Origin of the sequence: Thermaerobacter subterraneus DSM 13965, assembly GCF_000183545.2 — a bacterium.
In the GTDB taxonomy this organism is placed as follows: domain Bacteria; phylum Bacillota; class Sulfobacillia; order Thermaerobacterales; family Thermaerobacteraceae; genus Thermaerobacter; species Thermaerobacter subterraneus.
Genome location: NZ_JH976535.1, coordinates 1353809 through 1372837, shown reverse-complemented (window position 1 = coordinate 1372837; position 19029 = coordinate 1353809). Strand labels below are relative to the sequence as shown.

Sequence of the window (19029 nt, the reverse complement as noted above, 5' to 3'; positions counted from 1 at the left end):
CCTCCGGCGGCGCTTCGACCCCGCCCCCAGCGAGCCCCGCAGGCCCGCCCGCCGGCAGCCGCCCAAGGGGTGCCCCTCCGGGCACCGGCCGCCGGTTCAGGCGTCACCGGGCCAGCGGTCGACCACCGGGTTGCGCAGCCTGCCCAGCCCGGCGATCTCGATCTCGACCACGTCGCCCGCCCGCAGGAAGCGGGGTGGATCAAACCCCATGCCCACACCGCTGGGCGTTCCGGTGGCGATGATGTCGCCCGGTTCCAGGGTGATGCCGGCAGAGATGGTGGCCAGCAAGGTGGGGATGTCGAAGATGAGCTGCCGGGTGTTGGCCTCCTGGCGCAGCTCGCCGTTGACCCAGGTGCGGACGTCGACCTCCACGGGCCAGCCCACCGCATCCCGGTGCACCAGGCAGGGCCCCGTGGGGCAGAAGGTGTCCAGGCTCTTTCCCAGGTGCCACTGGCTGGTCCGCCGCTGCAGGTCCCGGGCCGTGACGTCGTTCAGGATCATGTAGCCGAAGATGTGCTCCCGGGCCCGCTCCCTGGGGATGGAACGGCCCCGCCGCCCGATGACCACCGCCAGCTCGCCCTCATAGTCGACGGCCTCCGTCACCCCTGGGTGGAGGTAGATCGGGTCGCCGGGTCCCTGCACCGCCGACGCCGCCTTGGTGAACACCACGGGGTGCTGGGGTACGTCCCGGCCGCTGATCTCGAACACATGGTCCCGGTAGTTCAGGCCGATGGCGAAGACGTTCTTGGGCGGCCGGGCGATGGGTGCCAGCAGGCGCACGCCGTCGCCGGGATGCCAGAGGGAGCCGGCATCGTCCCCGGTGGTACCGGCAGCCCGCTCCCACCAGCGCCTTGCGGCGGCCACGGCTTCGTCACCCAGGGCGATCCAGGCGACCATGTCCTCAGGAACCGGCGGGCCGCCCCAGCGCGCCTGGGCCGCCCCCAGGTCCAGGACCCGCCGCAGGCGCCCCTGCTCGTCCAGCTCGGCCAGCCCGATCCGCACCTGGCCGGCCCGCTCGAACCGGACAAACCGCAAACCTCATCCCTCCAGGGCGGGCACCGGGGCCTTGCCGGGACACCGACCACATGCGACCCGTCCGGGAAGGCCGGACACCGGTGACCGGGGATTGGGCAGGTAACTCTAGGGAATTCCCTCCCTGCGGCAGCCACTCCTGCCGCCGGTGCCGCGCCCTGCGGCAGGGCCGCACCGTCCCCGCACCCCCGGCCCTGGGGCCGCCCCCCGGGCCGCCCCCCGGGCCGCCCCCCGGGCACGGCCCGCTGGAGGCTGCGCCACAAGAGCCGGGCGGCAGGATGCCCCGGCTGGGCACCCTGCCGCCCGGAAGGACGCCTTGTATGGTTCCCGGCTGTGCCGGCTTCCTAACGCCCTGCGCCGGCACCCCGGGCCGAACCGGCCCTTTCACCGTGGCGGGCCGAACCCTGGCCGCGTCCCGGCCGGTCCTCGCGCTCCCGCTGGACCGGGGCCTTTTCCCGCTCCTGTTCCTGGAGGGTGGCTGCGGCGGTCGTGGCGGCCTGCTCCTCGTCGCCGTCCTCCCGGAACTCTTCCTCGTCCTCTCCGGCGGCCGGTTCCTCCGGCTGGGACGAGCCCGGCGCCGTGACCTCCGTCTCCCCCGGACCGGGCTGCTCCTCGTCGGCGTCGCCCGGCTGCTGCTCGTCCCCGCTGTTGTCCGGCTCGGGTTCACCGGGCGCGGTGTCTTCCGGCTCCCCCTGCGCGGGCGGCTGCACGGCCGGCCGGTGGGCAGCAGAGATCCAGCGGCCGGGCTTCAGATCCCGGCGGTGGATCCCGTAGAGGGCCAGAAGCTCGTTCAGCGTCCGGCCGAAGGCCTTCACCTTCACCACCGGCTTGGCGGCCACCCCCTGGGCCAGGGCCGTCCCCGCGCCGCCGGTGGCTTCCTCGCCGGTCCCGGCCGATCCTGCTCCTGCGGGTGAACCGGGTTCTCCTTCCGGGGTGCCGGCGTCGCCGTCTTCGGTGGGCGAAGGAGTCCCGTCTTCCCCAGGAACCGGTTGGGGCTCGGCCGTGTCACCCTCGCCGCCGGCCAGGGAAGCGAGCCGGGCCGCCACGTCCGCGGCCGTCACCTCCTCACCGGTGGCCTGGCGGATGGCCTGGGCGGTGGCGTACAGCAGGGCGATCTGCCCGTAACCGTAACCCTGATCCCGCAGGGCGATGATCTCGGCGGGCTCCATCATGGCCACCGAGCCGGCCACCAGCTCGGCTTCCGCAGCGGCTTCCAGGGCCTGGTCCAGGGGATCCTGGCCGCCGGTGCCCTCCGCCGCGGCCCCGGTGCCGCCCGCTTCGGCGGTGTCCCCTGCCGGGCTGCCGTCAGAGGCCGCCTGCTCCGGGACCGCCTCCCCCTCCACGGGCTCCGCGGCCAGGGACTCCTCGGCCCCGGTCCCGCCGTCGCCCTGGTCGCCGGCGGCCGGCGCCGCCTCGACGGCGCCCTGGTCACGGTCCCGGCCTGCCGCCACCCGTTGCGGCAAGGCCTCCACCCGGGCTACGGCATCCTCCAGGGCGGTGACAGCCCGGTCCGTGGCCGCGCCTTCCGCCCGCGCCTGCACCAGCCCCTCTTGGGCCAGGCGCAGGTACCCCGCGATGTCGGCGGCCAGGCGCTCGAACCAGGCCGAGGCCGGCGCCAGCTCGGCGAGGCGGCCGGCCCTCTGCGCGGCAAAGGACGCCGCCAGCGCCGCGTCGCCGGCCGGGTCACGGCTGACCCAGAGGCGCACCTGCTCGGAGGCGTAACGGGCGTAGTAGGCCACAGCAAAGAACCACCCCGGCTCCCCGGAGGAGCCCGGCGCATCCGCCGGCACGCCGGCCGTGGCCTGAGAAGCCCCGGGCTGGCCGGCCACTGCACCATCACCGGACGAGGCCATGGCCAGTCCCGGCAGAGCCGTCATCGTCAGCAGCACCCAGAGCAGGGCGACGGCCACCCGCCGGGTGGCCCTGCGCGGCCATGGGTCGCGTTCCACCATCGCGCCACCTCCCAAAGGCTTCTTGCCGGAGAAGGAACCCCGGCAGGACGGGCTTCAAGACCTCGGCAGGCTCGGGCCGGCGCCCGCCGGGGCCTCCTTCCCCGTTCCCTTCAATTTTTCGGACGAACCGGCGGTCTTTGCGGGGTCGTTGAGGTTCGGCGGCCGAATATGCACCCGCAGTCCTACCCCGGTGGCCGTCCAACAGGACTTCCGCTTCAGGACCAGGGTCCTCCGGGCCGGCGGGCGGGGAACCAAATCCCATGTTAGTCAATCGGTATTATTGACATCGCCACCGCGGCGCCGGTACAATCGCCCTGAACCTGCAGGTTCGCCTTCCGCTGTGGGGCGGTGCCACCGGCCCCTCTGGGCCCGGCTCGGGACCCTGCGCCCTGCAGCACCCTCCAGCGAAGCGGGGGAGAACGCCATGGATCTGCACGGGCCGGTCTTCTTGCTCCTGGGCGCGGCCTTCGGTCTCGCCTACGGCTTCCTGCTCCAGCGAGGCGACTTCTGCTTCACCTCGGCGTTCCGCGACCTGTACGCCTTCCGCCACACCCGGGTGCTCCAGGGCATCGTCACGGCCGTGGCGGTGACCACCCTGGGCTGGGGGATCGCCCTGTCCGCCGGCTGGGCCACGCCCGACCGGCTGTGGGTGCCGCCGGTGGGGTGGAACAGCCTGCTGGGCGGCTTCCTGTTCGGCATCGCCATGTATGTCGCCGGCGGCTGCGCATCCGGCACCCTCTACCGCGCCGGCATGGGGTACGGGCAGTTCTGGATCACCCTGCTGGGCATGGGCGCCGGCTATTACGCCTTCCTGCGCCTTTTCCCCACGGTCCTGCAACCGCACTTCTTCAAGCCGCTGCAGATCGCGGGCCCCGTGACCCTCTACCGCCTGCTGCCCTGGCCGCCGCTGCTGACGGCCCTGCTGGCCGTGGCCGTGCTGCTGGCCGGCGTGGCCCTGGTGGCCGGGCCCGGCGCCATCCGCCGCTCGCTGGCGGAACTGGCCGGGTTCTTCCGGCAGGGGCCGGGCGTGCTGCTCCGCCTGCGGTCTTGGGACACCCGGGCGGTGGGGCTGCTGCTGGGCCTGGTGTCAACGCTGCAGTTCAGCCTGTGGACCATCTGGGGCATCACCGGGCCCGAGACCCGGTGGGTGGCCGTGGCCTGGGCCGCCGTGGACGATCCGGCCCGCGTCGCGGCCAACCCGTACGTGGCGAGCCTGTTCCGCGGCTACCCCGGCCTGGTGCCCGGGCCGGAGGAAGTGCTGATCGCCGGCATCATCGCCGGCGCCGCCCTGTCGGCCCGGCTGAACGGCACCTTCCGCTGGCGCAGGCCGCGGCTGCGGCGGCTGCCCAACGCCGTGGCGGGAGGCTTCTTGCTGGCCTTCGCCTCCCGGCTCACCCCGGGGTGCAACATCGGCAACCTGCTGAGCGGCCTCCCCGCCCTCTCCCTGCACAGCCTGCTGGCTTCGGCGGGCATCGCGGCGGGCATCTACACGGCGTGGAAGATCGCCCACCTGCGGCAGGCCGCCCTGCTGAGCTCGTGCCGGGTGGAGCCGGCGACCGCCGGCACGGGGACCGGCACGCCGGCGAAGCCTGCGGCGGCACCGCCGGCGGGAATCTGAGGGCACGGGGAACGGCAAGGGAGGTGGATACCATGGCCCTGTTCAAGCGGCCCAACCTGGAGCAGGCGCGCCAGCGGCTGGCGGCCCTGGGCCAGGCCAATCTGGTGGACCGGACCGGCGCCGGCACCGCCGTCACCGCCGACCGGGAGATCGACGTCACGGGCGAGATCTGCCCCTACCCGGTGGACGCTGCCCTGGAGGCGCTGGCCCGGATGGCGCCGGGCCAGGTGCTGGCCGAGCTGACGGATCACACCATCTCCACCCACACCGTCCCCGCCGCGGTGGAGCGGTCGGGCCTGGGTGAGGTGCTGCGCATCGAAGAAAAGGAGCCGGGCCTTTACCGCATCCTGATCCGCCGGCGGTGACGCCCTCCGGCTGACAGGGGACTCCCGGCGGGTGGGGGCGCCGTGGCCCTGCCAGGGCTGCTGCGCCCCCGCCGGCCCGGGGCCGTCCCCCTGGGTCCGGCGGGCGGCCGGTCCGTGCTCTCGGCCGCTCGAATCGCAGGGCGAGGCAGGGTTCGGAGAGCTAAGCAGGGTCCTTCCGCCGTCCGGAGCGGCGCCGGCCGCTGTGCCGGCGGGTAGGCCGGCGGCCTGCCCCGGCCTACCGCCACGGCAGGCGCAGGTCCTTGTGCCCGCAGGCGATGCACCGGAAGCCTCCGGGTCCGTCCACCTTCAGCCACCGGGGGCTCCGGCCCCATCGCCGGGGGAGCCCGTGACGGCCCCGGACTCTTCCGCCCCCACGGACCGTGCTTCCGCTCCCGGGGACCGCCCGCCCCGGGATTCCGGTGCCCGGGACCCGCCCCGGGGTTCCGGGGCCCGGGGCAGGACGAACCAGAGGCGCGTGCCCTGCCCGGGGGCGGATTCCACGCCGACCCGGCCCCCGTGGGCTTCCACCAGGGCCCGCACGATGCTGAGCCCCAGGCCCGCACCACGGCTGCGGGCCGCCTCCCGGCCCCGGTAAAAGGGCTCAAAGATCCGCGGCAGGTCCGCGGGATCGATGCCCGGGCCGTTGTCGGCCACCTCGATGCGGATCCCACCGGGCACCAGCACCGCGTCCAGCCTCACCTGGCCCTCCGGGCCGGCGTGCCGGGCGGCGTTGTCCACCAGGTTGCCCAGCACCTGGGCCAGGCGGTGGGGGTCCGCTTCCAGCCACGCCCCGGCCAGGCCCGGGTCGACCCGTACCTGCCAGCGGGCGCCCCGCTCCCGGACCAGCGCCTCCAGGGCCGTGGCCCGTTCCTCCAGCCACGGTCCCGCGGCAAAGCGCTCCAGCCGCAGGTCCAGCTGGCCCGTCTCGATCTGGGCCAGCTGGAAGAGGTCGTCGATCAGCCGGCCCAGCCGCTCGGCCTCGGCCACGATCTGCCCCGCCTGGCGGCGGGCGGCGGGTCCCGCTTCCACCAGCCCGTCCCTCAGGGCTTCCCCCAGCCCGCGGATCACCGTCACCGGGGTGCGCAGCTCATGGGAGATGGTGGCCAGCATGGCCCGCCGCAGGGCCTGGGAGCGGCGCAGCTCGCCCACCAGCCCCTCGATGCGCTCGGCCATGTGGTTGAACCCGGCCGCCAGGCCGGCGATCTCGTCCCGGCCGGCCACCCGCAGGCGCCGGGACAGGTCGCCCGCGGCCAGTGCCGCCGCCGCCTCCTGGATCGCCGCCAGCCGCCGCACCATCCGGTAGCCCACGGCCCAGCCCGCCGCCAGGGCCACGGCCACGGCCGCCCCGGTGCCCAGGGCGAGCCAGGTGCCGATCTCCCGGCGCACGCCACCCAGTTCCCGCAGGGGCCGGAAGACCACCACGGTGCCCAGGCTCCCCTGGCCGCCGGGCACGGGAATCGGGGCCACGGCCACCACTGCCGGCACGTTGGCCAGGATCTCCCGCACGCCGTAGCCGGGCGCCCGGATGCCCCGGATCACCTCGGGCGCCAGCTGCCAGCCCTCCAGATCGCCCACCAGGGTAGCGGAGTTCCAGCGGATGCGCCCGGCCGGATCGACCACCAGCACTTCCCCGTCCACATAAAGGCGCGACAGCCGCACCGCCGCCAGGTCGGCCAGGTAGGTGGCGGGCAGCCCGGGGAACGCCTGCACGTCCAGAAGGGCCACCACGCTGCGGGCCTGGCGCAGCAGCACGGGCCCCAGGGCGTCCACCATGGCCCGCTCGGTCAGGGCGGGAGCGCCCACCAGAAGCAGCAGGGCCACCGCCACCAGGATGGAGGCATAAACCAGCGCCATGCGCCAGGCCAGCCGCAAGTCAGCTCGCCTCGCCCTCGGGGTCGAACCGGTACCCCACGCTCCACACCGTCTTGAGATAGCGCGGGTGCTGGGGATCGGGCTCGATCTTCCGCCGCAGCCGCTGCACGTGGACGTCCACGGTGCGGGTATCGCCGGCATAGGAGAAGTCCCAGACCCGCTCCAGCAGCTGCTGGCGGGTGAAGACCCGGTGGGGGTGGGTGACGAACAGGGCCAGAAGGTCGAATTCCTTGGGGGTGCAGGCCACCTCCCGGCCGCCCACCCAAAGGCGCCGGGCGGCCAGGTCGACGGCGCACCGGCCGAACCGCACGGTGACCGGCGCCGGCTCTTTGGCGGCCCGGGCCCGGCGCAGCACGGCCCGGACCCGGGCCACCAGCTCGCGGGGACTGAAGGGCTTGGTCACGTAATCGTCGGCGCCCAGCTCCAGGCCCAGGACCCGGTCCGTCTCGTCGGCCCGGGCGGTCAGGCAGACCACCGGAGTCCCGGCCTCCACCAGCTCCCGGCACAGGTCGAGGCCGCTGCCGTCGGGCAGCATCAGGTCCAGGACGACCAGCGCCGGCGCTTCGCCCCGCAGGGCGGCGCGGGCCCCCGCCAGGCTGGCCGCTTCCCGCACGGCGAACCCTTCCCGCTCCAGGTAGAGCCGGCAGACCTCCCGGATCCCCGGCTCGTCGTCCACCACCAGGATGTGCTCCCCCGGCACGCCCCGGCCCTCCCCGCCCTGCCGCCGTTGCGGCGGCCGGTGCCTCGTCCTTGCTCCTGCTTAAAAGAAGCCGTACCGCTGCTCCTTCCAGGGGTCGGCCTCGTTGTGGTAGCCGCGTTCCTCCCAGTAGCCCGGCCGGTCCTGGGGGAGCAGTTCGAAGCCCCGCACCCACTTGGCGCTCTTCCAGAAGTACCGGTGGGGCACCAGGAGCCGCACCGGGTAGCCGTGTTCCGGCGCCAGGGGCCGGCCGTCGAACTCGAAGGCCAGGAGCACGTCGTCGCGGTACAGGTCGGCCAGGGGCAGGTTGGTGGTGTAGTCCGGGTCGGCGTGGACCAGGACGAACCGGGCCTCCGGCTTGACCCCGGCTTCCTCCAGGACCCGGGCCGCCGGGACGCCGCGCCAGCGGGTGCCCAGCTTGCTCCAGCGGGTCACGCAGTGGATGTCCACCACCACCTCTCGGGCAGGGAGGCGGCGGAACTGGTCCCAGGTCAGGGTGACGGGCCGCTCCACTTGGCCGAAGACGCGAAAGCTCCAGTCGCTCAGGTCATCCCGGTAGCGGGGCACCTGGCCCGTGTGCAGGACCGGAAACTTCTCGGTCACCACCTGGCCGGGCGGCACCCGGTCCCGTACGCTGGTTTCGGCCAACGCCTTCACCTCCGCTGCCTAGTCTCTCCAGGCCGCCGGAGCCCGCCCCGCCGCAGGCGCCACTGCCGGAGCCGGTCCCGCCGGGGCCGGGGGGTGCGCCAGGGCCCAGGACCGCAGGGGCCCGGCGGGGAACAATCAACCTGGCCGAAGGAGGTCGACGCCCATGCCCACGACCCTCTGGCAGGCAGGTCGCATCGCCCGCCCCGCCCTTTATGCCCGGCCCCAGGACCCCGTGGGCCGGGTGCTGGCGGCCCTCAAGCAGGCCGGCTTCAGCCGGGCGCCCGTATGGGACGGCCGGCAGGTCACCGGCGCCCTGACCGCCCGCACCTGGCAGCGCCTGCTATTCGAAGGACTCGATCCGGACCGGGTGACGGCCGCGCAGGTGCAGGAGCCGCCCCTGCCCCAGGTGACGCCCGCCGCCGGCCTGCTGGAGGTGCTGGACGGGCTCGCCCGCGCTCCCGCCGTGGTGGTGGCCGCCCCCGGCCGGCCACCCGGGATCATCACCTACGTCGACGTGGTCCGCGACGCGGCGCCCTACCTCTGGCTGCGGGAGCTGGAGCAGGTCCTGCGGGCCCTCCTGTACTGCCTCGAAGCCTCGGGCCCCCGCGGCGGCTGGCTCGCCCTGCTGCCGCCCGCCCAGGCCCGGCGGATCGAGGAGTACTGCCGCCGGGACGGCGGGTCGGACCCGCTGGATTACGTCGACCTCTACGACCTGCGCCAGCTGGTGGAAGCCGGCTGGGACCGGTGGTTCCGGTCCTGGCTGAGTCCCCTGGACCTGGGCGCGGCCCTGGACCTGCTCGACCGGCTGCGCCATGCCCGCAACGACGTGGCCCACATGCGGGACCTCTCCCCCGGCCAGCGCCAGGAGCTGGAGCAGGCCGTGCGCCGGCTCCGGGAGCCGGTGCGCCGGCGCCTGCTGGACGAACCGCCCACCCGGCCCGACCGGCGGTGAAGGCCAGCAGCTCCGGCGGCGGCCGGCGGCCCGGCGCCATACCGCCCCCGCCGGGAACGTCCCGCCCCCGCCGCCAGCCCTTGGGAGTCGCGCCGCAGCCGGCGCCCCGGTGTCCGGGATCCCGGCACCGCCGGGAGGCCGGGGGCCTATCCCCCGGCGGGGTCCGGCCCGCCCGCCCGGCCGGGGCCTCTTCCTCCCCGGCGATCCCCCTGGCGACGCCGCTCCAGCTGCCGGCGAAGGAAGAGATAGGCCAGCCACAACACGGTGGCGTCATCCAGCCAGGAGGCGGGTGGCAGGCCCGGCAGCAGGTCCGCCGGCCAGACCAGGTACAGGGCCGCCAGCAGCACCGCCAGGCGCGAGGCGGTGCCCGCCTGGGGGTCCTTCAGCAGCCGGACGATCTCCACCCATTCCCGCCACCCCGGCCGGGGGCGGGTGCCACGCCACCGCTGCATGGATCCACGGCTCCTTCCTGCCGGCCCCGAGGCCACCCTGGTGCTGCGGCTCAAAGCCGCCCCGACCGCACGATGGCCCACAGCAGCGCCGCCGTGGCCAGGGCCAGCACCGCCACCCCCACCTCCAGGAAGGGAAAGCGCAACACCGGCTCGCTGCGGCCCAGCAAGGCGCCCGCCAACACCAGCGCCGCCATCAAGATAGTAAAGGAAAGCAGGAGCACGCTGAAGGCCAGGCGGTTGACCAGCCGGCTCAGCCCCTGGTGGAACTCCTCCCGCTCCACAACCTCCACCTTGAAGACCGGGCGCCCCGCCCGTGCCTGCACCAGCAGGGCATGGAGCTGCGCGGGCAGGTCCAGCAGGGGCTCGGCCCGTTCTTCCCAGCGGTCCAGCCAGCGGCGGCCCACCTCGGCCGGCGAGAGGTAATGGCGCAGCAGGCGCCGCCCCAGGGGCCGGGCCAGGTCCAGCACCGCCAGGTCGGGGTCGATGGCCCGCACTACGCCCTGCAGGGCCAGCAGGGTCTTGCCCACCAGGGCCAGATCGGCCGGAACCCGGATGCGGTAGCGGCGCAACAGGTCGAAGAAGACCGGCAGGATCTCCCCCAGGTCGAGCCGGCTCAGGGGAACGTCCAGGTACCGGTCGAGGAGCAGCTCCAGGTCGCGGCGCAGCAGGCGCCGGTCCGTACCCGGCGGAATGACGGCCAGGCCTTCCACCGCCTGCAGCAGCCCGCCCGCGTCGCCGCGCCAGAGGGCGATCACCATGGCGGCCAGTCGCCGGCGGGTGATGCGGTCCAGCTGTCCGGTGATACCGAAATCCACCAGGCCCACCCGGCCCCCGGGAAGCACCAGGATGTTGCCCGGGTGCGGGTCGGCGTGGAAGAACCCGGCCCGGAAGAGGGGGTCCAGCACCGCATCGACCAGGGTGCGGGCCAGGCGACGGGCCCCGGCGGGCTCCAGCCGCCCCGCCTCCGCCAGGCGGACGCCCTCCAGCCGTTCCAGGGTGAGGACCCGCGGCGTGGTGTACTCCCAGATCACCTGGGGCACCTGGATTCCCGGCCGGCCGGCCAGAAGCCGCGCCAGTCGCTGCGCGTTCCGCGCCTCCCGGACGAAGTCCAGCTCGGCCCTCAGGCTGGCGGCCAGCTCCGCGGCGATGTCGCGGAAGGGGTAGAAGGCCGCCCAGGGGCTGTAGCGCTCGGCCAGTTCGGCCAGATCCATGAGCAGGGCCAGATCGGCTTCGACGGTGCGGCGGATCCCGGGCCGCTGGACCTTGACCACCACCGCCCGGCCGTCGGGCAGCTGGGCGGCGTGGACCTGGCCGATGGAGGCGGCGGCCAGGGGGCGCGGGTCGAAACGGCGGAACAGCTGGTGGAGGGGACGCCCCAGCTCCTGCTCGATCTGGGCGGCGGCCTCCTCGAAGGGAAAGGGCGGCACCCGGTCCTGCAGCCGCTCCAGCTCCCGCAGCACGTCGGGAGGCAGGAGGTCGGGCCGCGTGCTGAGCAGCTGCCCCAGCTTGACAAAGGTCGGCCCCAGCTCTTCCAGGGCCTGGCGCAGGTGGACGCCAAATCTGCGGCCTCCCTCTGCGGCCGCGGCCGCCCCTGCCGCGGCCGTGGCCGGAACCGTCCCGTCGCCGGCGGTTCCGGCCCCCGGCACCCCCTGGGTGACGGATTCCGCTGCCCCTGGCCCGCCCCGCCCCCCCGGCCCCCCGGTCTGCGAGGCGGCCGCCCCTGCCGGCGGCACCGCCGCCGTGCCGTCGCGCCGGAGGCGCCACCGGCGCCGCAGCCAGGGCCAGCGGTCCCGCCGTCCCTGGCGGGGCAGGCCGGCCTGTTCCACCAGCACCGTCAGGCCGTGGCGGGCCAGGACGGCCGCAATCTCCCGGTACCGCCGCAGGTTGCGCAACCGCTGGTAACGGCTGGTCGCCGCCATCCCTCCGCCTCCTCGCCGGCCCCTGGGGCGGGGCGGGTCAAAGCGCCCTCCCCGGCGGCCCGTCAGGTTCCCCCGGCGCCGCCGGCAGCAGATCCAGGTACCAGAAGCCGCCGCGTTCCACCCGCTCTCCGGGGCGGAAGGCCACCGGCTCCCGGAAGGCGGGCCCGTCATAGACAAAGGTGTGGAACTCGCCCCGCTCGCCGCAAGGGTCCACGGCGGCCGGCAGCTCCGCGAGCAACCGGGCGTCGTAGGGCCGGCCCAGCCACCGGGGCCCGAGCTCCGGACCCGACGCCACCACCACCGCGCGGATCCCCGACGCCACCACCTCGGCCGCCAGTTCCCGGGTATCTTTCCCCCACAGGGGAAACAGGGCGGTCATCCCCGCCCGGGCCAGTTGCCGTTCCCGGTAGGCGCGGATGTCGGCCAGGAAGAGGTCGCCGAAGGCGACGGTGCGGACGCCCTGGCCTGCCAGCCGGGCGAGGGCGCGGGCCATCCGTTCTTCGTAGTCGGCATTGGAACAGGGGTCGGACAGGGGTACCCACCACAAGGGCAGGCCCAGGGCCCGGGCCTGGGCCTCCACCAGCGCCCGGCGGACCCCATGGATGCTGATCCGCCCCGTGACCTCGTTGCCGGTGGCCAGCAGGCCCGCCACCCGGACCTGCGGGTCGGCGGCCAGACGTGCCAGGGCCAGGGCCGAGTCCTTGCCACCGCTCCAGCTCAGGACCACGGGACGAACCGGCCCGGGCGCCGGTGGCGCCGTGGCGGCCCGCGGACCCACCGGCCGCGCACGGGCGCCCTGCCGGCCGGACCCCGCCCCCTTCGGGGCGTGGCCGGTCCCCCGGGCCTCCGCTCCGGCCACGGGCCGGGCGGCGCCATGCCCGGCCGGCGCCCGCAGCCCGGCACCGCCTGCCGCCTGGACGCCTCCGGACGGCCTGTCCATCCTCACCCTCCCCCGTTCCGCTGCAGGCATGGCCGGTCCGGACCCCACGGGGCACCTGGCGGCCCGGGGAGTGCCGGGCACGCGCCTGCCCCTCACGCCGGCCATCCGGCGACGCCGAGCCACCCGGCAAAGGCCGCCGCATAGAAAAGGGCGCCCTGAACCAGTTCGTCCACGGTGATGAACTCGCCGGGGGCATGGGCCAGATCGGGCCGGCCTGGTCCCGCGATCACCGTGGGGATGCCCGCGGCCACCAGGTAACGCATGTCCGTTACCGCCACCGTCCCGGCTTCGGGCATGTCCTGGCCCGTGACCGCCAGTCCCGCCGCCCGGACGAGCTCCACGATGGCCGCATCCGCGGGAGTTTCGGCCGGCTCGGCCCATTGCCAGCGGGTGATGGCGGCCGTCACGCCGGGATGGCGGGCCAGCACCTCGGCCACCACGGCTTCCACCTCCTGGCGCACCGACCCTGCGGTCTCCCCCGGCACCGCTCGCCGGTCGATCACCAGCTCGCAGCGCTCGGGGACCCGGTTGGGACTGTCGCCGCCGCGGATGCGGCCCACGCTGGCCGTGGGTGGGCCGAGCAGGGGGTGGAAGGCGTCCCAGACCCGCTCCTCCAGGGCCAGCACCAGCCGGGCAGCGGCCGCCACCGCGCTGGCCCCCAGGTGGGGCACGGCGGCATGGGCGGGCCGCCCCTGCAGGCGCAGGTGGATCCAGGCCGCCCCCCGCTGGGCCCGGACCAGGTGCAGGCGCGTGGGCTCGCCCACGATGGCGCCGTCGGCCCGCAGCAGCCCGCGCCGGGCCAGCCAGCCCGCGCCATGACGTCCCATGGCCTCCTCGTCGGCCACCAGGGCCAGCACCAGCTGGCCGCGCCGGGGGCCGCCCAGGCGGGCGACGGCCGCAGCCGCCGCCAGGGCAGCCGCCACCGGCCCCTTCATGTCCACCGCCCCGCGGCCGTAGATCCGGCCGCCGTCCAGAACCCCGGCGAAGGGGGGATGGGGCCAGCCGGCCGGGTCCCCCGCCTCGACCACGTCCAGGTGCCCGCACCAGAGCAGGGTGGGTCCGGGCTCGGCGCCCTGGCGGCGGGCGATCAGGCTGGTCCGCCCGGGACGGGGCTCGTAGGTTGCCACGTCAAAACCGTAGCGCTGCAGCCAGGGCACGGCCACGGCCGCCGCCTGGGCCTCGCCGCCCGGCGGGTTGACGGTCCGGGCGCGGATCAGCGCCTGGGCCAGCGGGACCAGCTCCTGCCGGGGAAGGGCCCCTTCCAGCCTGGGCAGGAGGGCCCGGATGGCGGCCGGGGCGGCGGCCCGCGGCGGCACGGCGGTCCGGGCCGGGGCGCCCGCCGGAGCCGGCCCGGCGGAGGATGCCGGTTCGTCCCGCGGGGGTTCTTGCACCGTGCTCTCCCTCCCTTCGCCGCCGTCGCGGGCGGCCCTTGCCGGCCCGCCGGGGCGACGCCAGCGGTTGTTGGCAGGCCGCCTGCTGGTACAATGGCGGCGGAAAACCCGCAACCCCCCGGAGGGCCGGTCCCCGCACCGGGGTTCCTGCGGGCCAGGGTCAGGTCGGGAGGTGGGCGCCTTTGGCCCCCGGAGCGGCACGCTCCCTGCGCATCGGCATCAGCTGCTATCCCTCCTCCGGGGGCAGCGGCGTGGTGGCCACCGAACTGGGCCACCAGCTGGCCGCCCGGGGCCACCAGGTCCACTTCATCAGCCACGACGTGCCCTTCCGCCTGGACCTGACCCGGCCGGGGATCCACTTCCACCCCGTGGAGGTCCCCTCCTACCCGCTGTTCACCTACCCGCCCTACGACCTGGCCCTGGCCAGCCAGATGGCCGCGGTGGCCGAGGAACGGCAGCTGGACCTGCTCCACGTCCATTACGCCATTCCCCACGCCACCGCCGCTTACCTGGCGCGGGCCATGCTGGCGCCCCGGCGCCCCGTGCGGGTGGTGACGACCCTGCACGGCACCGACATCACCTTGCTGGGCACCCACCCGTCCTTCCAGCGGATCGTGGAGTTTAGCATCAACCAGTCCGACGCGGTGACAGTTGTATCCCACCACCTGCGGGAGGCCACCCTGGCCGCCTTCCGGGTGGAACGGGAGCTGGAGGTCATCCCCAACTTCGTGGATCCGGCCGTCTTCCATCCCGGGCGGCGCGGCGATCCGGCCCTGCGCCGCGGCCTGGCCGAGCCAGGGGAGCGGGTGCTGGTGCACATCTCCAATTTCCGCCCGGCCAAGGATGCCCCGGCGGTCATCGCGGTCTTCGCCCGGGTGTGCCGGGAGGTGCCGGCCCGCCTGCTGCTCATCGGCCACGGTCCCGACGTGGACCGCTGCGCCCACATGGCCCGGCGGCTGGGAATCGCAGACCGGGTGCGTTTTCTCGGCGAGCATACCGACGTGGCCCGCCTGCTGGCGGCCGCGGACCTCTTCCTGCTGCCGTCCCGACAGGAGGCCTTCGGCCTTGCCGCCCTGGAGGCCATGGCGTGCGGCGTACCGGTGATCGCCGCCCGCACCGGGGGCCTGCCCGAGGTGGTCGAACACGGCCGCACGGGCTACCTGCTGCCGCCCGGGGACGTGGAGGGCATGGCCCGCCGCGCCCTGGAACTGCTGCAGGATCCCGCCCGCCACGCGGTCTTCTCCCGCGCCGCCGCCCGGTCCGCCCACCGCCGTTTCGCGGCAGGGACCGTAATCCCGCGCTACGAAGCCCTCTACCGGCGCCTGCTGGGCGAGGACGGCCCCTCCTCGGGCCCCTCCTCCGTGTCAACTCAGCTAAAAATGTTACCCAACGGGTCCTGATCACTCACGTAAGAATGTCACCGAACGCCTCAATCGGCGGACATGGCCGTTTCCGGGGGATGCTGCAGGCCCGCGATGAGCTCATCCAACTCCCGATGGAGTTGCAGCGGGTTGAGGGACTGCCGTAGGGCCAGCCAGCGCGCCCGTTCCTCGGGCGAGAGCACGTCGCGCTCGAGGATGCGATCCAGCGGGGGCCGGGCGGCGTCGTAGGATTTGCGCACCCGGGCGCCGTCCCGGACCTTGTTCTTGAGCTTCCGGGTTGGGAGGAACAGGTTGGCGTAGAGGTCCAAGCGGGCGTAGAGCCGGTTGAGCTGTTCGACTTGCTCGGGGCGGTCGTAGCGGGCGTAGCCGACGATCTCCCGGACCAGCTGGCGGTTGCGCTGCTCGACGTGGGCGTTGTCGTTCTTGCGATAGGGGCGGCTGCGGGTGAACGTCAGGTGGTGTACCTTGGCGTACCGCTGCAGGTGATGGTTGACGAACTCGGCACCGTTGTCGGTGTGCAGGCCCCAGACGGGATAGGGCCATTGGGCGATCAGGTTCCTGGATGGCTTTCGTGGAACGGGCGCGCTGGCTTTCGGCCAACCAAGGGGCCCGGCGGGCGGCTCCCGCCCCGTCACGATGTCGACCATGCTGAGGGTGTACGCGTACTGGCCGGCGGTCGAGCCGCCGTTGTGTTCAACCAGATCGACCTCCAAGGCCCCCGGGGCGGGCTTCGTCCCAGTCGTAGGTGGCCATGGGGATCTGGCTTTGCAGCAGCCCCGGTCGCGGACGAGGAAGCCGGCGGCGCGGCTTGGGCGAGGGCATCGCAGCGAGGCGGCGGGCCAGGGTGGCCCGGCTGATCTTCCGGAGGGCCTCGCGCACGGCGTCTGTGAGGACGACTTCCCCGTGGGCGGCCAGGTGCTCGGCCATGGGCAAGAGCACCGGGTGAAGCCGTTCGGCGCAAGGGTAGTCCAGTGCTTCCCAGATCCGTGCGATGACCGGCAAGGCCTCGAGGTAGCGCAGGGCCCGCTTGCGACGGCGCTTGGCCGGGGCCGGCGGCGTGGCCTGTCGGAGGACCCGGATCGTGTACTTGCGGTGGTAACCACAGACTTGCTGGACTTCGTTCAGGATCTCGGTGCGTTCCCGGCGGGTTCGGGCCGCCCAGTACCGTTCTCGCATGGTGGCGAGATACTCGCGGCGGCTGGCGAGTGACATCGGCACAGCACGTCCCTTCGGTAAGATTTCTCCGTGAGTGATCCGGGACCCCTTCGGTTACATTTTGGCTGAGTGATTGCGTCCTCTTCAGTTCCGCGCCCGGATGTGAGATAATAGGCCCATCCTGGCATCTAGGAGGCGCGGCATGGCGGAAGCATATTCGGTCGGGGACATCGTCGAGGGCACGGTGGACGGGATCACCGGCTTCGGCGCCTTTGTCAAGCTGCCCGATGGGCGGACCGGGCTGGTCCACATCTCGGAAGTCGCCCACGGGTGGGTTGAAAACGTCAGCGACCACCTTTCGGTGGGCGACACGGTGAAGGTCAAGATCCTGCGCATCGACGAGGCCAACAACAAGATCGCCCTGTCCATCAAGGCGACCCAGCCGGCGCCGGCTGACGGCGGCCGCCGGCCCCGGCGCGACAATCGCGACTTCGAGCGCAAGCTGGCCGACTTCCTGAAGCAGTCGGAGAAGAAGTTGCGCGACGCCCGGCTCGAGCGCTGGTAAGCCCGAGGACCGGTCAGCGGGCGGCAGGCAGGCGACCGCCCGGCAGGCGGCAAGACGGGTTCCGTGAACGGCCACCTGTTGCGGAGCGGCGACCTCTCGCTCCCGTGACCCGTGGTTCCCTCACCCGCACATGGTTCCATCACCCGCACCCGGACCGCCGGTTCGACCGCCGGCGGTCTTGTTTTTCCGGCGGGCCTGGCCCGCGCGTCCTCCTGGTTTGAGCCCGTCCCCGGCGGCATAGGCATGGTGGCGTGAGAGGGGACGGGATCGGCATGGGGGGCATCCTGCGCTCCACCCTGTGGCTCACGGCGGGCAACCTGGCGAACCGGATCCTGGGCCTGCTCTACCGGCTCCTCTTGGGCCGGCTTCTCGACCCCGCTCGCCTGGGCCTGTTCCAGCTGGCCATGTCGCTGTACTTTTCCCTGCTGACCCCGGTGGTGGCCGGGCTGCCCGACGCCGTGGCCCGGGTGACGGCCCGCAGCGCCGGGCATCCGGCCCTTCCCCGGGTGATCACCCGCACCGCCGCCCTGGCGGTGGCCGGCGTGGCCCTGCCTGCCGCCTGGCTGCTGCTCACGGGCTGGACGCCGCCCGGCCCGGGCTGGGTGGAGGCCCGCCAGGCCGTGCCCCTGGTGCTGCTGCTCCCGGCCATCGCCCTGGCGGCGGCCTCGGCCGTGCTGCGAGGCCAGTTCCTCGGCGACGGGCGCTCGGCCTGGATCGTCATCGCCCAGCTGGTGGAACAGGTGGTGCGGGTGGGCGCCCTGGCCCTGGCGGTCCATCCCGGCGTCCGGCTGCCCTGGCCGCCCCTGGTGTTCCTCACCGGCCTTCTGGTGGCGGGGGAGGCCGTGGGTTTCCTCTCCACCTGGCTCGCTTACCGGTCCGTCGCGCCGCCGGCGGGCAGCGGCTCGCCGCCCGGGCGGGGCACGGTGGGGCAGCCGCCGCCCCCTGCCGGCGGGCCCGGGCACGGGGCGGCGGCCATGCGGCCGGCGGGCCCGCCCGGGCAGGGCGGCGGTCCGGCTCCCAGCCTGGGGGAGGTGCTGGCGCTGGCGGGCCCGGCCACGGTGGAGCGAATCCTGCTGTCTGCGGCACGGCTGCTGGAGGCCACGTTGATTCCCACCCGCCTGGTTCAGACCGGCCTGACGGTCACCCAGGCCCTGGCCGTGTACGGCGAACTGGGCGGGCTGGCCGCGCCCCTGCTCCTGCTGCCCACGGTCTTCAGCGGCGCCCTGGCCGCGGCCATCGTCCCGGCAGTGGCCCAGGCGGAACACGATCCCCGCAGGCTGCGGGACCAGGTGCGACGCGTGGTGGCGGTGGCGCTGCACCTGGGTGTGCTGGCCGCCGTGCTGTTCGCCCGGGAGGGAACCGCCCTGGCCGCCCTGCTCTTCCCCGGCGCTGCCGGTGGCGACTACCCGGGAGCCGGTCGCCTGATCCACTGGATCGCTCCGGCGGCGCTGCTGCTGTACGCCGACCAGGTGGCGGCGGCGGTGATGCGGGGTCTGGGCCGCCCCCTGGAACCCATGGTGGTCGACCTGGCCTCGGCGGGAGTGCGCATCGCCGTCATCGCCTGGGGCATCCGCCCGGGGATGCCGCCCGACGCGGCGGTGCGCGTGGTTTGCCTTTCCCTGGTCGCCGACGTGGTGGTGGCCGGCGGTGGCAACCTGGCCTGCGCCCTCTGGCGGACCGGCACGGCCCCGGACCTGGTGGGCTGGGTCGTCCTGCCGGCCTGCGCCGGGCTGGCCGCCCTGGGGATCCTGGACGGCCTGGCCCCCCTGCTGGGTTCCGGGCTGGCAGGCCGGCTGCTCAGCTGGAGCGCTGCCGGCGCGGCCGTGGCCGCCATCGCCTGGGTCGCCGCCGCGCCGCCCCGGCCGCCGCGGACCGCCCTGCCGTCGTAGGCGCCCGCCGCCTCCCGCCTCGCAGGCGCTCGTGAAACGCGGCCTCCGGCGCCGGGCCGCCCGCCGGGCCGGCGTATGGCCGGACAAGACCGGCACCGCTGGCCGGACAAGACCGGCACCGCCGATCCGGAAGGATCGGCTGCCTGAAGCAGATGACGGTGTTTCAGGTAACGGCATAATGGCATCAGGGAGGCGGTTTG

At 74.4% G+C, this 19029-nt stretch carries 17 protein-coding genes; 6 read left to right on the top strand and 11 right to left on the bottom strand.

Features of this window, described 5'->3' with window-relative positions:
• Positions 1 to 96: 96 nt before the first annotated feature.
• Positions 97 to 1035, bottom strand: a complete 939-nt coding sequence (locus THESUDRAFT_RS05700; protein WP_006903797.1) for a fumarylacetoacetate hydrolase family protein — start codon at positions 1033 to 1035, stop codon at positions 97 to 99.
• Between the two features lie 341 nt (positions 1036 to 1376).
• Complete coding sequence (locus THESUDRAFT_RS05695; protein ID WP_006903796.1) at positions 1377 to 2984, bottom strand: hypothetical protein; 1608 nt, start codon at positions 2982 to 2984, stop codon at positions 1377 to 1379.
• Between the two features lie 424 nt (positions 2985 to 3408).
• Here THESUDRAFT_RS05695 and THESUDRAFT_RS05690 point away from each other — a divergent pair, with 424 nt between their 5' ends.
• Both THESUDRAFT_RS05690 and THESUDRAFT_RS05685 read left to right on the top strand, forming a co-directional pair.
• Positions 3409 to 4602, top strand: a complete 1194-nt coding sequence (locus tag THESUDRAFT_RS05690) for a YeeE/YedE family protein (protein ID WP_006903795.1) — start codon at positions 3409 to 3411, stop codon at positions 4600 to 4602.
• A gap of 32 nt (positions 4603 to 4634) precedes the next feature.
• The gene (locus THESUDRAFT_RS05685) at positions 4635 to 4967 is read left to right on the top strand and encodes a sulfurtransferase TusA family protein (RefSeq protein ID WP_006903794.1); all 333 of its coding nucleotides are present in this window, start codon (positions 4635 to 4637) and stop codon (positions 4965 to 4967) included.
• Positions 4968 to 5273: 306 nt separating this feature from the next.
• Here THESUDRAFT_RS05685 and THESUDRAFT_RS05680 read toward each other — a convergent pair whose 3' ends face one another.
• The 3 genes from THESUDRAFT_RS05680 to THESUDRAFT_RS05670 are packed head-to-tail and all read right to left on the bottom strand — an operon-like array spanning position 5274 to position 8193.
• Positions 5274 to 6839, bottom strand: coding sequence for a sensor histidine kinase (locus THESUDRAFT_RS05680; RefSeq protein WP_006903793.1), 1566 nt, complete (start codon positions 6837 to 6839; stop codon positions 5274 to 5276).
• A gap of 1 nt (position 6840) precedes the next feature.
• Positions 6841 to 7539 (bottom strand): response regulator transcription factor, encoded by a 699-nt coding sequence (locus THESUDRAFT_RS05675; protein ID WP_006903792.1) that lies wholly within the window; start codon positions 7537 to 7539, stop codon positions 6841 to 6843.
• 60 nt (positions 7540 to 7599) lie between these two features.
• Entirely contained in the window at positions 7600 to 8193 is a 594-nt protein-coding gene (locus THESUDRAFT_RS05670; protein ID WP_040826315.1) for a sulfite oxidase-like oxidoreductase, read from the bottom strand.
• Positions 8194 to 8347: 154 nt separating this feature from the next.
• On the opposite strand from THESUDRAFT_RS05670, the gene THESUDRAFT_RS05665 reads away from it, so the two are divergent.
• On the top strand, positions 8348 to 9136 hold the full coding sequence (locus tag THESUDRAFT_RS05665) for a CBS domain-containing protein (protein ID WP_006903790.1): 789 nt from the start codon (positions 8348 to 8350) through the stop codon (positions 9134 to 9136).
• Positions 9137 to 9282: 146 nt separating this feature from the next.
• On the opposite strand, the gene THESUDRAFT_RS12220 is transcribed toward THESUDRAFT_RS05665, so the two are convergent.
• From THESUDRAFT_RS12220 to THESUDRAFT_RS05645, 4 genes are all read right to left on the bottom strand, one after another.
• Entirely contained in the window at positions 9283 to 9588 is a 306-nt protein-coding gene (locus tag THESUDRAFT_RS12220) for a hypothetical protein (RefSeq protein WP_006903789.1), read from the bottom strand.
• A gap of 50 nt (positions 9589 to 9638) precedes the next feature.
• The gene (locus THESUDRAFT_RS05655) at positions 9639 to 11507 is read right to left on the bottom strand and encodes an ABC1 kinase family protein (protein ID WP_006903788.1); all 1869 of its coding nucleotides are present in this window, start codon (positions 11505 to 11507) and stop codon (positions 9639 to 9641) included.
• 37 nt (positions 11508 to 11544) lie between these two features.
• Positions 11545 to 12447: a Dph6-related ATP pyrophosphatase gene (locus tag THESUDRAFT_RS05650; protein WP_006903787.1), complete on the bottom strand. Its 903-nt coding sequence runs from the start codon at positions 12445 to 12447 to the stop codon at positions 11545 to 11547.
• Between the two features lie 92 nt (positions 12448 to 12539).
• On the bottom strand, positions 12540 to 13838 hold the full coding sequence (locus THESUDRAFT_RS05645) for a M20 family metallopeptidase (RefSeq protein ID WP_006903785.1): 1299 nt from the start codon (positions 13836 to 13838) through the stop codon (positions 12540 to 12542).
• 182 nt (positions 13839 to 14020) lie between these two features.
• Between THESUDRAFT_RS05645 and bshA the strand changes: the two genes are divergently transcribed.
• Complete coding sequence (gene bshA / locus THESUDRAFT_RS05640) at positions 14021 to 15238, top strand: N-acetyl-alpha-D-glucosaminyl L-malate synthase BshA (RefSeq protein ID WP_006903784.1); 1218 nt, start codon at positions 14021 to 14023, stop codon at positions 15236 to 15238.
• A 29-nt stretch (positions 15239 to 15267) separates the two neighbouring features.
• Here bshA and THESUDRAFT_RS14365 read toward each other — a convergent pair whose 3' ends face one another.
• Both THESUDRAFT_RS14365 and THESUDRAFT_RS14360 read right to left on the bottom strand, forming a co-directional pair.
• Positions 15268 to 15933 (bottom strand): hypothetical protein, encoded by a 666-nt coding sequence (locus THESUDRAFT_RS14365; RefSeq protein WP_242823253.1) that lies wholly within the window; start codon positions 15931 to 15933, stop codon positions 15268 to 15270.
• Positions 15914 to 16432 carry a hypothetical protein gene (locus THESUDRAFT_RS14360; RefSeq protein ID WP_242823252.1) on the bottom strand — a complete coding sequence of 173 codons (519 nt, stop codon included), beginning with the start codon at positions 16430 to 16432 and terminating at the stop codon, positions 15914 to 15916. The genes THESUDRAFT_RS14365 and THESUDRAFT_RS14360 overlap by 20 nt, the downstream gene beginning before the upstream one ends.
• 145 nt (positions 16433 to 16577) lie before the next feature.
• Between THESUDRAFT_RS14360 and THESUDRAFT_RS05630 the strand changes: the two genes are divergently transcribed.
• Both THESUDRAFT_RS05630 and THESUDRAFT_RS05625 read left to right on the top strand, forming a co-directional pair.
• A complete protein-coding gene (locus THESUDRAFT_RS05630) occupies positions 16578 to 16940 on the top strand; it encodes a S1 RNA-binding domain-containing protein (protein WP_006903783.1) in 363 nt (120 codons plus the stop codon).
• Positions 16941 to 17212: 272 nt separating this feature from the next.
• Positions 17213 to 18829, top strand: a complete 1617-nt coding sequence (locus tag THESUDRAFT_RS05625) for an oligosaccharide flippase family protein (protein ID WP_006903782.1) — start codon at positions 17213 to 17215, stop codon at positions 18827 to 18829.
• The last annotated feature ends 200 nt before the right edge of the window (positions 18830 to 19029 follow it).

What these genes read in the sequence shown, in the direction of transcription:
- THESUDRAFT_RS05695 (WP_006903796.1), bottom strand. Translation starts at nt 2,984, where the DNA reads ATGGTGGAACGCGACCCATGGCCGCGCAGGGCCACCCGGCGGGTGGCC.
- THESUDRAFT_RS05690 (WP_006903795.1), top strand. Translation starts at nt 3,409, where the DNA reads ATGGATCTGCACGGGCCGGTCTTCTTGCTCCTGGGCGCGGCCTTCGGT.
- THESUDRAFT_RS05685 (WP_006903794.1), top strand. Translation starts at nt 4,635, where the DNA reads ATGGCCCTGTTCAAGCGGCCCAACCTGGAGCAGGCGCGCCAGCGGCTG.
- THESUDRAFT_RS05665 (WP_006903790.1), top strand. Translation starts at nt 8,348, where the DNA reads ATGCCCACGACCCTCTGGCAGGCAGGTCGCATCGCCCGCCCCGCCCTT.
- THESUDRAFT_RS12220 (WP_006903789.1), bottom strand. Translation starts at nt 9,588, where the DNA reads ATGCAGCGGTGGCGTGGCACCCGCCCCCGGCCGGGGTGGCGGGAATGG.
- THESUDRAFT_RS05655 (WP_006903788.1), bottom strand. Translation starts at nt 11,507, where the DNA reads ATGGCGGCGACCAGCCGTTACCAGCGGTTGCGCAACCTGCGGCGGTAC.
- THESUDRAFT_RS05650 (WP_006903787.1), bottom strand. Translation starts at nt 12,447, where the DNA reads ATGGACAGGCCGTCCGGAGGCGTCCAGGCGGCAGGCGGTGCCGGGCTG.
- THESUDRAFT_RS14360 (WP_242823252.1), bottom strand. Translation starts at nt 16,432, where the DNA reads ATGTCACTCGCCAGCCGCCGCGAGTATCTCGCCACCATGCGAGAACGG.
- THESUDRAFT_RS05630 (WP_006903783.1), top strand. Translation starts at nt 16,578, where the DNA reads ATGGCGGAAGCATATTCGGTCGGGGACATCGTCGAGGGCACGGTGGAC.
- THESUDRAFT_RS05625 (WP_006903782.1), top strand. Translation starts at nt 17,213, where the DNA reads ATGGGGGGCATCCTGCGCTCCACCCTGTGGCTCACGGCGGGCAACCTG.